14 protein-coding genes and 2 pseudogenes are annotated in these 12,666 nt (G+C 57.5%); 8 read left to right on the top strand and 8 right to left on the bottom strand.

The window, feature by feature from the left end; all coding sequences use genetic code 11:
- The first annotated feature begins 42 nt into the window (after positions 1 to 42).
- The 4 genes from purU (at position 43) to HJB89_RS30470 (ending at position 3,331) form a co-directional block, all read left to right on the top strand.
- Entirely contained in the window at positions 43 to 927 is an 885-nt protein-coding gene (gene purU / locus HJB89_RS30455; protein WP_018516642.1) for a formyltetrahydrofolate deformylase, read from the top strand.
- A gap of 48 nt (positions 928 to 975) precedes the next feature.
- Positions 976 to 2,043, top strand: a complete 1,068-nt coding sequence (locus HJB89_RS30460; protein ID WP_131704924.1) for a maleylacetate reductase — start codon at positions 976 to 978, stop codon at positions 2,041 to 2,043.
- Positions 2,044 to 2,148: 105 nt separating this feature from the next.
- A complete protein-coding gene (locus HJB89_RS30465) occupies positions 2,149 to 2,988 on the top strand; it encodes a dioxygenase (protein WP_018516640.1) in 840 nt (279 codons plus the stop codon).
- A 10-nt stretch (positions 2,989 to 2,998) separates the two neighbouring features.
- Positions 2,999 to 3,331 carry a hypothetical protein gene (locus HJB89_RS30470; protein WP_245275421.1) on the top strand — a complete coding sequence of 111 codons (333 nt, stop codon included), beginning with the start codon at positions 2,999 to 3,001 and terminating at the stop codon, positions 3,329 to 3,331.
- Positions 3,332 to 3,751: 420 nt separating this feature from the next.
- On the opposite strand, the gene HJB89_RS33510 is transcribed toward HJB89_RS30470, so the two are convergent.
- From HJB89_RS33510 to HJB89_RS30480, 3 genes and pseudogenes are all read right to left on the bottom strand, one after another.
- Positions 3,752 to 3,979 carry a hypothetical protein gene (locus tag HJB89_RS33510; protein ID WP_131704923.1) on the bottom strand — a complete coding sequence of 76 codons (228 nt, stop codon included), beginning with the start codon at positions 3,977 to 3,979 and terminating at the stop codon, positions 3,752 to 3,754.
- A gap of 95 nt (positions 3,980 to 4,074) precedes the next feature.
- A complete protein-coding gene (locus HJB89_RS33875) occupies positions 4,075 to 4,296 on the bottom strand; it encodes a DUF982 domain-containing protein (RefSeq protein ID WP_409201837.1) in 222 nt (73 codons plus the stop codon).
- Positions 4,254 to 4,391 (bottom strand): annotated as a pseudogene (locus tag HJB89_RS30480) (Ku protein); the annotation flags it as partial. The gene HJB89_RS33875 and the pseudogene HJB89_RS30480, both read right to left, overlap by 43 nt.
- 145 nt (positions 4,392 to 4,536) lie before the next feature.
- Here HJB89_RS30480 and HJB89_RS30485 point away from each other — a divergent pair.
- Positions 4,537 to 5,262: a hypothetical protein gene (locus tag HJB89_RS30485; protein ID WP_020572893.1), complete on the top strand. Its 726-nt coding sequence runs from the start codon at positions 4,537 to 4,539 to the stop codon at positions 5,260 to 5,262.
- 44 nt (positions 5,263 to 5,306) lie between these two features.
- Positions 5,307 to 6,467, top strand: a complete 1,161-nt coding sequence (locus HJB89_RS30490; protein WP_186806604.1) for an XRE family transcriptional regulator — start codon at positions 5,307 to 5,309, stop codon at positions 6,465 to 6,467.
- A gap of 786 nt (positions 6,468 to 7,253) precedes the next feature.
- Here the strand turns inward: HJB89_RS30490 and HJB89_RS30495 are convergent.
- Positions 7,254 to 7,724, bottom strand: a complete 471-nt coding sequence (locus HJB89_RS30495; RefSeq protein WP_311044384.1) for a hypothetical protein — start codon at positions 7,722 to 7,724, stop codon at positions 7,254 to 7,256.
- 17 nt (positions 7,725 to 7,741) lie between these two features.
- On the opposite strand from HJB89_RS30495, the pseudogene HJB89_RS30500 reads away from it, so the two are divergent.
- Positions 7,742 to 8,005: pseudogene (locus tag HJB89_RS30500) on the top strand (DDE-type integrase/transposase/recombinase); the annotation flags it as partial.
- 607 nt (positions 8,006 to 8,612) lie between these two features.
- Here the strand turns inward: HJB89_RS30500 and hxsA are convergent.
- Genes hxsA through HJB89_RS30520 form a run of 4 tightly spaced genes read right to left on the bottom strand, consistent with a single transcriptional unit; the run spans position 8,613 to position 11,903 of the window.
- Positions 8,613 to 9,194, bottom strand: coding sequence for a His-Xaa-Ser repeat protein HxsA (gene hxsA / locus HJB89_RS30505; RefSeq protein ID WP_018516631.1), 582 nt, complete (start codon positions 9,192 to 9,194; stop codon positions 8,613 to 8,615).
- Positions 9,191 to 10,276: a His-Xaa-Ser system radical SAM maturase HxsC gene (hxsC, locus tag HJB89_RS30510; protein ID WP_018516630.1), complete on the bottom strand. Its 1,086-nt coding sequence runs from the start codon at positions 10,274 to 10,276 to the stop codon at positions 9,191 to 9,193. The genes hxsA and hxsC overlap by 4 nt, the downstream gene beginning before the upstream one ends.
- A complete protein-coding gene (hxsB, locus tag HJB89_RS30515; RefSeq protein ID WP_018516629.1) occupies positions 10,273 to 11,679 on the bottom strand; it encodes a His-Xaa-Ser system radical SAM maturase HxsB in 1,407 nt (468 codons plus the stop codon). Before hxsB ends, hxsC begins: the two co-directional genes overlap by 4 nt.
- Positions 11,676 to 11,903, bottom strand: coding sequence for a hypothetical protein (locus HJB89_RS30520; protein ID WP_018486485.1), 228 nt, complete (start codon positions 11,901 to 11,903; stop codon positions 11,676 to 11,678). The genes hxsB and HJB89_RS30520 overlap by 4 nt, the downstream gene beginning before the upstream one ends.
- A gap of 208 nt (positions 11,904 to 12,111) precedes the next feature.
- Here HJB89_RS30520 and HJB89_RS30525 point away from each other — a divergent pair, with 208 nt between their 5' ends.
- On the top strand, positions 12,112 to 12,633 hold the full coding sequence (locus tag HJB89_RS30525) for a peptidoglycan-binding protein (RefSeq protein WP_018516627.1): 522 nt from the start codon (positions 12,112 to 12,114) through the stop codon (positions 12,631 to 12,633).
- The last annotated feature ends 33 nt before the right edge of the window (positions 12,634 to 12,666 follow it).

Here is a 12,666-nt window from a genome sequence, read left to right on the forward strand (position 1 = left end):
GATGAGCATCTATTGAAGAGCCCTAACAGATACGGGGATAGAATGAAGAACTATGTCTTGACGGTTGCCTGCCAAACCACACGTGGCGTTGTCGCGGCGATTTCCGGCTTCCTTGCGGACAGGGGTTGCAACATCGTCGACAGCTCGCAGTTCGATGACCGGGACACCGGCAAGTTCTTCATGCGCGTCAGCTTCATCTCAGAAGAAGGCGTGTTGCGGCCCGAGCTGTCGGAAGGCTTCATGACGGTAGCGGACAAATTCGGCATGGAATGGGATATTTTCGATGCGCAGCAGCGCATGAAAGTGCTTCTCATGGTGTCGCGTTTCGGCCATTGCCTCAACGACCTGCTGTATCGCTGGAAGATCGGCGCACTGCCGATTGAGATCGTCGGCGTCGTATCGAACCATTTCGACTACCAGAAGGTCGTCGTCAATCACGACATTCCCTTCCACCACATTGCGGTGACCAAGGCCAACAAGCCCCAGGCGGAAGCCCGCATCATGGACGTGGTCGAGCAGACCGGCACCGAACTGATCGTGCTGGCGCGTTACATGCAGATCCTGTCGGACGAGATGTGCAAGAAGATGTCGGGTAAGATCATCAACATCCACCATTCCTTCCTGCCGAGCTTCAAGGGCGCCAACCCCTACAAGCAGGCCTACGAGCGCGGCGTTAAGCTCATCGGTGCGACGGCCCACTACGTCACGGCCGATCTCGACGAAGGTCCGATCATCGAGCAGGACACGGCGCGCATCACCCATGCGCAGTCGGCCGAAGACTATGTCTCCCTAGGTCGTGACGTGGAGGCACAGGTGCTCGCCCGCGCCATCCACGCACACATCCACCATCGGACCTTTATCAATGGAAATCGCACCGTCGTCTTCCCGCCGAGCCCGGGAAGCTATGCCTCCGAGCGCATGGGCTGACCCGGCAGCGAAGACAGTTGCACCGTTTGCATCCAAGAGGAGAAGACCATGCGCGAGCCGTTTATCTACAAAGGCACTATTCCTCGCATCGTGTTCGGTGTGGGGACGATCTCCATGGTGGCCGAAGAACTGCATTACCTCGGTCGGCATAAGGCCCTTGTCCTGTCGACTCCATTCCAGGAAAAGGACGCGCAGCGCCTTGCCGAACAGTTGGGATCCGCCTGTGCGGGGCTCTTCAGCGGTGCCATGATGCACACGCCCGTCGACGTGACGATCGAAGCGCTTCGCGTCTTCTCTGACAAGGGCGCGGACTGTGTCATTTCCTTGGGCGGTGGTTCGACGATCGGGTTGGGAAAGGCGATCGCCTACCGAACCGATGCGCCCCAGTTGGTCATCGCCACAACCTATGCCGGATCGGAAGTGACCCCGATCCTCGGGCAGACAGAAAACGGCATCAAGACCACCGTGCGTGATGCATCAATTCTACCGGAAACGGTGATTTACGACCCTGAGCTAACGTACGACCTTCCTGTCAACATGACGGTGACGAGCGGCCTCAACGCCATGGCCCATGCCGTGGAAGGACTTTATGCGCAGGATCGCAACCCGGTTTCCTCAATGATGGCGATGGAGGGCATAGCCGCCTTGCACGAGGCACTGCCTGCCATCGTGGGTGATCCCCGAAATCCCGCGGCCCGCACCGATGCCCTCTACGGCTCCTGGCTCTGTGGCGTTGTTTTGGGTGCGGTCGGAATGGCACTGCATCACAAGATCTGCCACACGCTGGGCGGCAGCTTCGACCTGCCGCATTCGGAAACGCACGCTATCCTTCTTCCTCATACAGTGGCGTATACGGAGGCGGCGGTACCGCACCTGCTGGAACCTGTTGCCGCTTTATTGGGGACGGATCGCGCGGCGCCTGGGCTTTACGATTTCGCGCTCGGCATAGGCGCCCCGACCAGGATCCAAGATTTTGGACTGGCCGCCGAGGACCTGGACAAAGCCACAGACATTGCCATGCGAAACCCTTACTGGAACCCCAGGCCTCTGGAAGCTACGGCAATCCGAGAGATGCTTCAGATGGCATGGGAAGGGGCGAGGCCGGCTTCGTCGTGAACCCGGAGGCCAGAGTGATCCACATCAGGAACCAAGGTCCGCGCCTTTTTAACAGGTAGGCTTCGGGATGAAGGCAAGCCAATTCTCACTCGCGAAGGAACAGGTATGACAAACTATTTCACCGAAGAAGCTTCCGTCGAGGCGGTAAACGGGCGCATGGCCTCCGACATCGATCCTCGCGTGAGGGAGGTCATGACCTTGCTTGTGAAGCATCTGCATGCCTTCATCAAGGAAGCGAAGGTTCCGCAACAGGAATGGGAAACCGCAATTCGGTTTCTCACGGAGACCGGCAAGATTTGTTCGCAAGAACGGCAGGAATTTATCCTGCTATCCGACACGCTAGGCGTATCCATGTTGGTGGATGCGATCAATAACCGCAGGCAACCGGGCGCAACGGAAAACACCGTGCTTGGACCGTTCCATGTCGCCGGGGCTCCCCGTGTTGCGATGGGCGATCGCATCACGCTTGACGGGAAGGGCGAGAGCTGTGTCTTCGAAGGCACTGTGGTCGATCTGGACGGACATCCGATCGAGGGTGCAATCATCGATGTTTGGTCAGACAATGCCGAAGGCTTTTACGATGTGCAGCAACCTGACATCCAGCCTAAATGGAACAACCGCGGAACCTTCGTGACCGGCTCCGACGGACGCTACAGCTTCGTCGGAATCAAGCCCGTCTCATACCCCATTCCCGCAGATGGGCCTGTGGGCCAGATGCTGAAGCATCTTGGCCGGCATCCCTATCGGCCTGCGCATATGCACTACATCGTCACGGCCGCCGGCTTCCAGAAACTGGTAACCCATACGTTCGTCGGCGACGATAACTATCTTTCATCCGACGCCGTCTTCGGTGTCAAAGCCAGTTTGATCGCGCCGTATGAGCGTGTGCTCAGCGGTGAAACCGTCTGGCGTTCGCCATTCGATTTTGTCCTTAACCCACAGTGAGGCGGCCGAGATGCCAAATATGAAGATTTACGTGGATCGATCACTGCCAGAGCAGTCTCATCTGAAGATTGAGGCCGCTCTGGTGCCGCTGAGCAAATTGTTATGCGAAAGGCTGGACGTCAACATCAACGCCTGCCAGTTTGCTGTCATTCCAGTCTACGCGATGACAAACCTTCCGGCTGTGAACCTCGAGCTTTTCCTCCTGCCGAAAGCAGAACGGACGCGTCAGAAACTCATGGATCTTGCCAGGGAAATCCAGCAATTGGTCGGGGACGCTGCGATCACACAAGTTGCCGTTCGGATTTCCCAGCTCGACCCTGCGACGTTCATAGCCTTGAAGTGACTCGCCGGTCGGGGACCGTGCTTCGCAGGTTCGATTCCTGTCAAGGCGTGGGGTTCGAAGACGGTCGAGCAAGTTGGATGAGCGCTACTAGCCATGTGATAACCGGCCTCCGCGACCCTTCTGCGAGAAACGGGCGCCAAGGCGCTACGTGAATGCGGTCGTGAGCGCGTGTTGTTCCCGCGCAGATCAGGGTCTCAGGTCATTTAGTTGATCGCACCCTTCTGCGATGCGGACCGTGGAGGAGCGCCATAGGTGAGGTCGAAATCGCCTGGAGGGAGCAGGGCGGCCCCGTCGTCGAATGCCCCGCAAGTTCCGATGGGTTATGGTACCAAAATTCTCCATCGGGCAGTCTGTCGGTGTGAACGCCCGACAAAATGGGTGCCCCGTCGAGAGCCTTCGTTCGCTTGCCCGATGAACGGTTCACTCGGCGGCTTGCCGGACAGGGTATTCTTCTGGGAGCTCCGCTGGAGCGATGATCTCGAAGTCCGCAGGCATGGCGTGCTGATCGGTTCCCAGGAGCGCTAGCGTCCAATAGTCAGAATCCTCCCCGAAGACCGTGGAGACCCGAACGATCGTAGGTCGTCCGTCGAAATACTTCGAGGACTTCGCCCAGTAAAATGCATTCGGAACCAAACTCGCTGCAACCATGACGCCTACTCCCGTGACCTGTGGAAGATAGCAGAAACCCTGGAAATGAGAATGCCTCAGCTTGTCCAGGTAGTGGAAAATGATCGCTCGTCGACCTACCTGCTTCCAATGCGCGTCTTCGCACGACGACCTTCCGGCGCGGGAGACGCGGCACGGCTCCGAAGCCGCCGTTCGTCGTCGGGCAGAACCTTCAAATGGGCGGCTCGAGCTGCAGACACGAAAGCTTGTCTCGCCCTAGTGGGCCTCAGTTCGCCTTGAAGCGACCGCAGACATGTGAGACGACACGATTTCCTGTTTCCTTGTTGAGCGTGTGAAATCGAACCTTTTCGCTCTCGCTTGTCGCCGGACTCATTGCCACGGGACATGTAACCAGCGACAGCTTGAGATAGCCCTTCCAGTAGGCGCGCGGCATGGCTGGTCTCCTCAGCTCGCTTTACGCTGCACGGCCAGGATGCAGGTGGCATCCCCGTTGTCACCTTCAGTTTGAATTGCTAAGTGCAAAAAAATATATTAAAAATCCTCTTAATGCAAAACTCTATGATTCCCATGAGGGCCCAATGATCAGTGATGAGCGACGTTTCGAGTTTGAATCCGCGATCCGTCGGGACGTACCCCGCGACCTACTCGTCGAAATTGAACATCAATTTGGGATGGCCGCCCAACAGGCAGAGGCCGCGGTAAGCGGGTCACAGGCCGCAGTCACCCATGGGGTGGCGCTCTCAAGGCGGCGCGCAAGCCGAGCAACCGGTCTCGTCCGGTTTCAAATTATCGATGAGATGTTCGAGCAGATGCTCAACCGCCATGGCGCAGAATTCGTCAAATCGGTTCCGATCGAACAAGGCCCTGATGAAATCAAAGACGCGCCAGTTTATCTGACCACCGGCCGTTTTGGTCATACAATGATCGGTTTTGCATCCCATCGTGAAGTGGATGATCTGCCGATCAAGAATGCGACCCGATCTGCTTTGTGCAATCAAAACCGCGGACTGTCATACGACCTGTTTCATCCGCCAGAGATGTTTACCGACCGAGAACGTTTTGTCGTCATTATGGTCCGTCGTGATGCCCACGCTCTTGGAAAGATAGCGTCAATTACGGTCTGCGTTGCAGACGCACGATCGCAATCGTTCTTGTTTCAGGCTGATATCAAGGACTTCCTGGCTGGTTACGGATCGCAAGCGCAACCGGCGGCCAAGGCCTTCTCCCTTAAACAGGTGAAGAAGTCATTCAAGGCCTCCAAAAAGGACGGCCCCGCGGATGAGAAGAAAGGCAATGAAAATTAGGAACGACCGTGCGTAGTGGAGTGCAAAGTTTTGTTGGCGCGAGATTGGCTGAAGCGAGGCAAGCGAGAGGAATAACTTCCCGCAAGGCGCTGGCCGATCTGATGCAGCGCGCTGCGAGCACAGTCATCCGTTGGGAAGAGGGTGAAACCGCGCCGGAACCCGCTGCCTTGACCGAATTGGCTTCGGTCCTTCGATTGCCAGAGGACTTCTTTTTGACTGCCCGCCGCGAAGGTAGTGGCCTGTCGTTTTTTCGCTCGTTTGCCGGTGCTTTGCGCGGCGATCGCTTGTCACAGCAAGTCAGGTTGGCATGGCTCGAGGATGTTACGGCGGTGGCTGAACATTACGCCCACCTTCCCGAGATAAATGTTCCCGATCTCCTGCAGGGGCGTAACTTTCGCAATCTCCGCGATGAGGACATCGAGGCGTACGCTCAAGCAGCAAGAGAGCATTGGGGCCTGGGCCTTCGCCCTATTCTCAACATGGTCGAGCTGCTGGAGCGAATTGGCGTCGTAGTCGCCAGCGAACCGATGGAAACCGATCAATTGGATGGGCTGAGCCGTTGGGGATCGGATGGTCGCCCATACGTACTGCTTGCCAGCGACAAGCAGTCTTTTTCCCGACGCCAATTCGATGCCGCTCATGAACTAGCCCACCTGGTGCTGCACCGAGCAGTGACCGAAGAGGAATTCGTCGAGAACTTCAAAGCCATTGAAGACCAGGCTCATCGTTTTGCGTCCGCGTTCTTGCTCCCGGCAAGCCAATTCAGTGTTGAAATCGACACCGCTGCTATCTGGGAACTGGAGCGCCTGAAGGCGCGTTGGAAAGTTTCGATCAAGGCACAAATTATGCGTCTGCAGCGGCTTCAGATTCTGGACAAAAGCTCTGCAACTCGTCTCTACAAAATCTACAGTGCGAAAGGCTACTCCAGGCGGGAGCCGTTTGACGATGTTTGGCCGATGCAGGAACCGACATTGCTCGCGGATGTGTTCAAGGCATTGGTCGATGCGGGGCAAGTCACCAAAGAGGATTTGCGCGAAGATCTACCGCTGTTTCCGCACGACGTTGAAAGCCTGACAGGTCTACCATCCGGATGGCTGAGCTTGCAGGCTGCGAGAATCGTGGAGCTTAAGCCCGTCGTGACGCCGCGTGACAACCTCGGTGGGGTTCGCGGAGAAGTAGTGCCGATCAAACGGAACGGTGACTGATAACCACATTTCGGTCCAGTTTGCATTTTCAGCCGCTTGTTAAATATAGGAAATCATTGTTGAACGGGTAATTCTCCCGCCCTGTCGACGGTTCGAATCCGTTCAAGAATGCACTCGAACCGGTTGGTCGGATGGCAGTGGAACTCCGCTATCTGCGCTCGGAAATCTATCGCTGGCTGAAGCGGATCCACCGATCAAAGTGGCTCACCGCATTCGATCGCTTCAAGGCCTGAATACCGGGCCGTCGAATGACGCGCAAAGATGCGCCTCTCAAGGTGGCGACCACGTCGACACTTTGAATCGGCGCAGACTAAACAACAGGACAGCGGCGGCGATGATTGCGACCAAAGAAGCAATCTCAATTACGGTTCGAAATCCGTAGGCCCGTGCTATTACCCCTACGGCGGGGCCGGCCAACCCGCCGCTGATCACTATTGTGTTCCAATAGATTGCCGTTGCTTATGCCGGGCGAGCTTCAGCTTGCGATTGGACGAAGCTGGTACCAAGGCTGGCATAAGGCACGTAGTACAGCCCCTCCCTTGTCGCACCGACAACATCGGCGGATAGCTCTAGACCATGGTTACGAGCAAACAACGCTGTGGCGATCAATGGCGTCCGAATCCCGAACCAGGCGAGTGCTGCTTGCCCTGCGCCTCGCATTTGCGCCAAACCATTTCTGAGAACAGACATTTGAAGCAAGCTCCACGCACGGTTGTGTTATCATGGTAATTACAACGGAAGGAAGAGCAGGTCCGTTTAAAACGGATCTGCCAGAGGAAGGTATCCTCAGTTGGCGACGAAAGAGAGGTTCCACAGGACTTTGCCATGGAAGGTTGTCGGAGCGGAGGTCTGCGTGCAGGTAGGGGCCTGAGTTCCACCTGAAATGGCGACCCAAGCCGGCGTTCCGGCAAGTGAAAGCGCTTGGCCGGTAGCAGGATCATAGTTGACGCTCAATGAGGCTCTGCACGTCCGAGCCGGAACGACACCTCTGGTCACATCGAAGCGAAACGTCATGAAGCCGTCGATGGTGTTGCCTTGCGCCGTAAAGACAACTGACGCTCCATTAGAGATGCTGGAGGGGAAGTTGGGAGTGCAGCCGACGCAACTGATACTGCCGACATTCGCAGTACCGGATGTGCTGTTGTTTTTGATTGTCACCTCAGTCGTGGCAGCAAGAGCCATAGCAGGAATTGCCGCTGCCATGACGGCAGCGAGAATCAATTTTCGAAAAAGCATGGTCATTTCTCCAAGTGTCACAATATTTTCTTTGGACGCGTCAGGTTATGCCAGGTGTTGAGCATCGCTCACACAAGAGCTTGAACAACCGGGCGGAGAACTCGCATCTGCCGTTTCGAAAACGGGAACGAATGCGCCAGGGATTCCGATCAATCGGGAGCCTGCAACATTTTGTTTCGCTGTTCTCCGCCGTTCGCAATCTCTTCGTTCCAGATCGCACAAAACCTTCTGCCAACCAAATTCGCAGTCACCGACTGGAAGCCATGGCCCAGTGGAAAGCCGTCAGCGGCCAGCTCGTCTGAAACTGTCCGCACGGGCCTTGACTCGCCTGCCATTCAAACAACGTGACAGCGCCCGACCTGAGACAAGGCATCGTGATCCCACAATGATCGCGATCTTGCCAGGCTTTAACTTAACAGCTGCTGATATAGAACATTTACGCGACACGGCCGTAAGCTTCGGGCTCAGCGGCCAGAACAGTGACCGGCGCGTTGCGCACTGCGATTGCCACTCAAGGTATGAAAGACTAACGCGCGTTTCGCGTTGGTTGAACCATTGGCCATCTACAACGTGACGGGCGAGGCGTGGATCTTCGTGGAGCCGTTGGTTTTGATCGTGTGTCCGACGAGATGGGGAGCCACCAAACCGCCGGGGACAACCGCATCATCGCGGCAATGGGGCGGCGTTAATGGTTGCTAGTCGTATTTTGTCTGGCAATCGGCAGCCAAGGTTAAAGTCGCCGCATGCGATCGATGTGGAGCGGAGAAAGTAGCCAACGACGGTATAGGTCGCCGCGACCGTCAGATTGCCCTCGATGTCGCTGCTGCCTCAGTTCAGATGCGTCGCCTCATCGACCTTGGCGAGCAGCCTGCCAAGCGGTGGGTATAGAGCGGAACTGCATTCCAATCGCTATTGTGCTGCAATCCCAAATGCATTCAACACCTCTGTCGTAACCGTGCCGGTTATCTTGAGGTTGTTGTCCTTCTGCATCTGGTTCAGCGCCGCGCGCGTGTCCGCGTCAACGACGCCAGTCAGGGCGCCAGCGTAATAACCGTAGGCCGTCAATGCCGACTGCACTTGGATGACGATCCGCCGGAACTTGTTCGAGTTTCCGGGAAGTGTTTTCGCGGGTGCCATCTGCTGCGGAGCGGCCGGCGCAGGGGCGGGCGTCGGTGCAATCAGAGCTGCCGGTGGGGAATAGGTTGGCGCGGTGTAGCGAGGTGGCGGCGGTGGCGAGGGTTCACTGTAGGTCGTGCTCGGCAGGTAGCCGCCGCCACTGCCCGACCGGTGGCTGGAATGGGAACTGTGCGAGCTGTGGCTCGAATGGGAGCGGTGGCCGGCGAGCGAATAGAGATGCTTGATCTTCAGCCGCTCGAGAATCGAATGCGGGTCTGGCTTCTTGACGATCGGATCAAGCGGCATGGCGTCGGTCTTTATTGGCAGGAATCCTGCCGCAAGCAGCGACGGGATGAGAAATACGCGTCGTTTCATATCGGCCCCAGCCCCCTGAAACCTTTCCTGTGATCATACCATTCGAAAAATCCTCCGCATCGCTGCCGTGCGGAGCAGTTTGTGCAGAAGGGCTCCTGTTTGTTCTTCCAATCGGAGATCGACGCCGGCGCGAGGTGGCGGTAGCGTGCCGGGACCGAGCAGAGCGGGAAATTATAGAGCTGGACGGGCACGTCTCTTGCGGTCGCGATATTGATGGCGCGCGCGAGATTGTCGAAATCCGTCGAGGTGTCCTTGAAGCTCAAATCCCAATTCATGCGGCCGAAGCCGATGTTTTCGAGCTGCATGATGGCCCAGCGCTCGACGAAGGGCAGGGCGGTGCCGACGAAGCCGGCCAGCGCAGGCAGGTTGACGTCGTTCTGCCGCATCACGACCGTTCGAAGCTCGATGGCGGCGCCGGCCTCAAACAGGATAGCGAAGGATTGGATGAGCCGGTCGAAGGCACCCTGCTTCTTGACGATGGCGTCGTGGAGTTCTGTCTCAGCCGCATAGAGCGGGATCCCCCAGAGGATGCGCTCGGGGCCGATTTCTTGAAGCGTGGCGATGTCCACTTCGTCGAAATGCTGGCCGTTCGACAAGATATGGAATTTCAGGTCGGGCCGGGCCTTCGACAGCGACAGCAGCATGTCGAAGAGCTTGTCCTTGTGGAGGAGAGGCTCGCCGCCGGAGAGCCCGATATAGGCATTTGTCGGCGCGAGCGAGGCGGCGGTCTCGAATTCCGTAAACAGATCGACATGGTTCTTCTTCGGAGGCTGCGAGCACATGAGGCATAGCTGGTCGCACTGCTCGGTGATCAGAAACGTGTTGTGCTGCGAATCCGCCCTGATCAGCCGCCGGGCGCTTGCCTGTCCCGGCAGGATCATGATGACGTCGTTGTCGAGCGCGACACCGTCCGACGCATGGAGAATGAGCGAGAAGCCCTGGAAGTCGTATTCCCGCCGAGCTCCATCGGTCCCGATCAGGACAGCGTCATTCGGCCCGAGATCGTCTGCCACGTTCCGAAGTCTGACGATGAGAGGATCCACGATTGGAAGCGGCTCGACCTTGATGCGCAGGTCGATCATGAGTGGACCTTCGTCAATAGCGGATCGATCTCCTCCAGGCCCGACCATAGCGCGATCGATCTTCGCACCTTCGGGTCGTCGGAAAAAAGCAGCTCGAAAACGAGATCGAAGATCGCCGTATGCCGCTGGCAGAAGTCGGTTTGGTGGCGAGCCAGATCGATCCGCCCATGTCTGGAGAGGTCGTCGATGAGGTCGACGCCGCAGAAGGCCTGATAGGGACAGTGCACGCAATCAGCGTCGAAGAGATTGAGCGCCTCCATATTGAGAGCATCGACGATTGTCCGATCCAGTCCCGTGCGGACGTCGCCCATGCGCAGATCGATCTGGCCGAGCCGGCTGATCATGCGCGCCTCGTCGGTCGGGTAGAACGAACCGTCGTGATCAATCACCAAATAACTTCTGCCGACGATGTTGGGGTTCCTGAGGTCGACATGATTGTCATGACCGCCGCGCACGACCCGCCGCAGGCAGTGGGAGAAATAGAACTCCTCAATCGTCTGCTCCGATGTCGCGTTGTGTTCGATGAGGGACATGATGAACCGACGGACATAGTCGCTCCAGCTAGCGGCGACATCTTTTGTCCGGAAGCGTTTTCGGGCAAAGCCCTGATGATTGACCGGGCGTAGATAGATCGACCGGAAGCCAAAGGACGAGTAGAGCTCGATCACGTCGCAGGGATCGGGCAGGGCATCGAGGTCGAAGGTTGGTAGTGCTGATACCCGCTCGGGCCAGGAGTCCGTCGCTCGCGCCAGATTCCGGAAGAACCCCTGTGTCGTCGCAGCGCTTTCGGTCCGGTGACGTTGATGCAGGTCGATTGTGGGATCGAGCGACGTGCTGATGGAGGTATCTTGCGACGACAGGAAGCCCCATGCCTGCTCGCTCACCTCCTGAAGATTGGTACAGACGACGAATTGCACCTTCTCGAAGCGCTGCCGCGCGAAGGCGCGGACCTCCTTTAGAATGTCCAGTCGAAGGAGGGGCTCGCCGCCCTGGAATTCGATCTTGATCGTCCTCGTCGAGAGCCCGTCGAGGAAGCCGAGGACCGCATTGAGCGTTGCCGCATCCCAATCATGTCCGGAGGCGTTTTCGTTGACACGGCTGACCTGGCAGTAGGCGCAGGAGAGATTGCAGCGCAGTGTGGGCACGAGAATGACGTAGTCGAGCTCGGAAGGCGCGTGCAGACGCTTGGCCCATCGGTAGGCAAAGGCACTATAGCCGAGGTCGCCGCTCTTTTCGAAAGCATGCCCGTTCGTCTTGAGAAACGCCTCATCGCCGGGCGCCAGCCTGTCCTCTACGTAGCGATCGAGGAACGTCTCGCTGGAACGAAAGAATCCCCCGGCGTCGTCGCAAAAGATGAAACCTTCCGTGCCGATCGGCCGGAACTTCAGCGGCATCACGGTCATCGCAGCAGTCTTTCGATGACTGCCCGGCGAAGCATATCGGTCTCACGATGGATCTTCTGGCGATAAAGCGTATGCCGAAATGCGGCGATCAGATCCAGGTCGCAACTGCTCACCTCGACGCCGTCCTCCGTGGTGGTGACGACCACCTCGGGATGCAGATAGGAGAAGCGCGCTATGGCTTCATCAAGGTAGGGCCGGAAGATCGGCGCGATGTCCAGGTTCACTTGTGTCATCCTGAGGAGCAACCAGAAGGTGATAGCATAGATTGGTTGCGATGATTCCTGAATCTGAACGCCGAAGTTGATACCGACTTTTTTTGGACTTTGTGCCAATAGGATAGAAAAGTCGCAGTGACGGGTGTTGAGGGCGGGTCGGGAGCATTGGCGCGTCAACCCAGCGGTGTATAGTCATCCGTCTCGGGGAATGAGTCACATGACGATCCAAGCGAAATTCTCGGCATTGGCGATGGCGTGCATGTTTTGCGCGATCTCGACAGGACAGGTCCACGCAGAAATCAGACCGGTTCGCGACGTCCAGAAGGCGCTTGCCGATCAGGGTTTTGATGCGGGCACGCCAGACGGGATCTGGGGATCGAAATCCGTCGCCGCACTCAAGAGGTTTCAGCGGGCCCATGGGCTCACGCCTTCCGGCGTCGTGACCCAGGATTCGCTGAAGTCGCTGTTTCCGATTTCGAATGCCGATGCGCAGCCCGCCGCGCTGCCGGTGAATGTGGTTGCGGTACCCATCGTATCTTCGGTCGATCCAAAACCTGAGGTCCTTTCTTCCGAGCCGGTGAGCCTTTCGCCGCAAGTGTCGCCGCCGGCTCTCGCTATCCCCATCGCAAACCGAAGCGGGAGCAAGAGCGGTGACAGTTCCGGTTACCTCGTCGTCGTATTCCTCATTATGGTGGCCTTCCTTTTCTTCCGGAGAAAATCAAGGAAAAGAACCGTGTAGCCGGTTCGATCCAAGGCTGGAGTCAAATCGGGT

The sequence above is a fragment of the Rhizobium sp. NZLR8 genome (genome assembly GCF_019685025.1).
Classification (GTDB): domain Bacteria; phylum Pseudomonadota; class Alphaproteobacteria; order Rhizobiales; family Rhizobiaceae; genus Rhizobium.

Excerpts from the sequence above, each read along its gene's own strand:
- hxsA (WP_018516631.1), bottom strand. The coding sequence starts at position 9,194 with ATGAAACGACGCGTATTTCTCATCCCGTCGCTGCTTGCGGCAGGATTC.
- HJB89_RS30485 (WP_020572893.1), top strand. The coding sequence starts at position 4,537 with ATGATCAGTGATGAGCGACGTTTCGAGTTTGAATCCGCGATCCGTCGG.
- HJB89_RS33510 (WP_131704923.1), bottom strand. The coding sequence starts at position 3,979 with ATGGTTGCAGCGAGTTTGGTTCCGAATGCATTTTACTGGGCGAAGTCC.
- HJB89_RS30460 (WP_131704924.1), top strand. The coding sequence starts at position 976 with ATGCGCGAGCCGTTTATCTACAAAGGCACTATTCCTCGCATCGTGTTC.
- HJB89_RS30525 (WP_018516627.1), top strand. The coding sequence starts at position 12,112 with ATGACGATCCAAGCGAAATTCTCGGCATTGGCGATGGCGTGCATGTTT.
- purU (WP_018516642.1), top strand. The coding sequence starts at position 43 with ATGAAGAACTATGTCTTGACGGTTGCCTGCCAAACCACACGTGGCGTT.
- HJB89_RS30465 (WP_018516640.1), top strand. The coding sequence starts at position 2,149 with ATGACAAACTATTTCACCGAAGAAGCTTCCGTCGAGGCGGTAAACGGG.
- hxsC (WP_018516630.1), bottom strand. The coding sequence starts at position 10,276 with ATGATCGACCTGCGCATCAAGGTCGAGCCGCTTCCAATCGTGGATCCT.
- hxsB (WP_018516629.1), bottom strand. The coding sequence starts at position 11,679 with ATGACCGTGATGCCGCTGAAGTTCCGGCCGATCGGCACGGAAGGTTTC.
- HJB89_RS30470 (WP_245275421.1), top strand. The coding sequence starts at position 2,999 with ATGCCAAATATGAAGATTTACGTGGATCGATCACTGCCAGAGCAGTCT.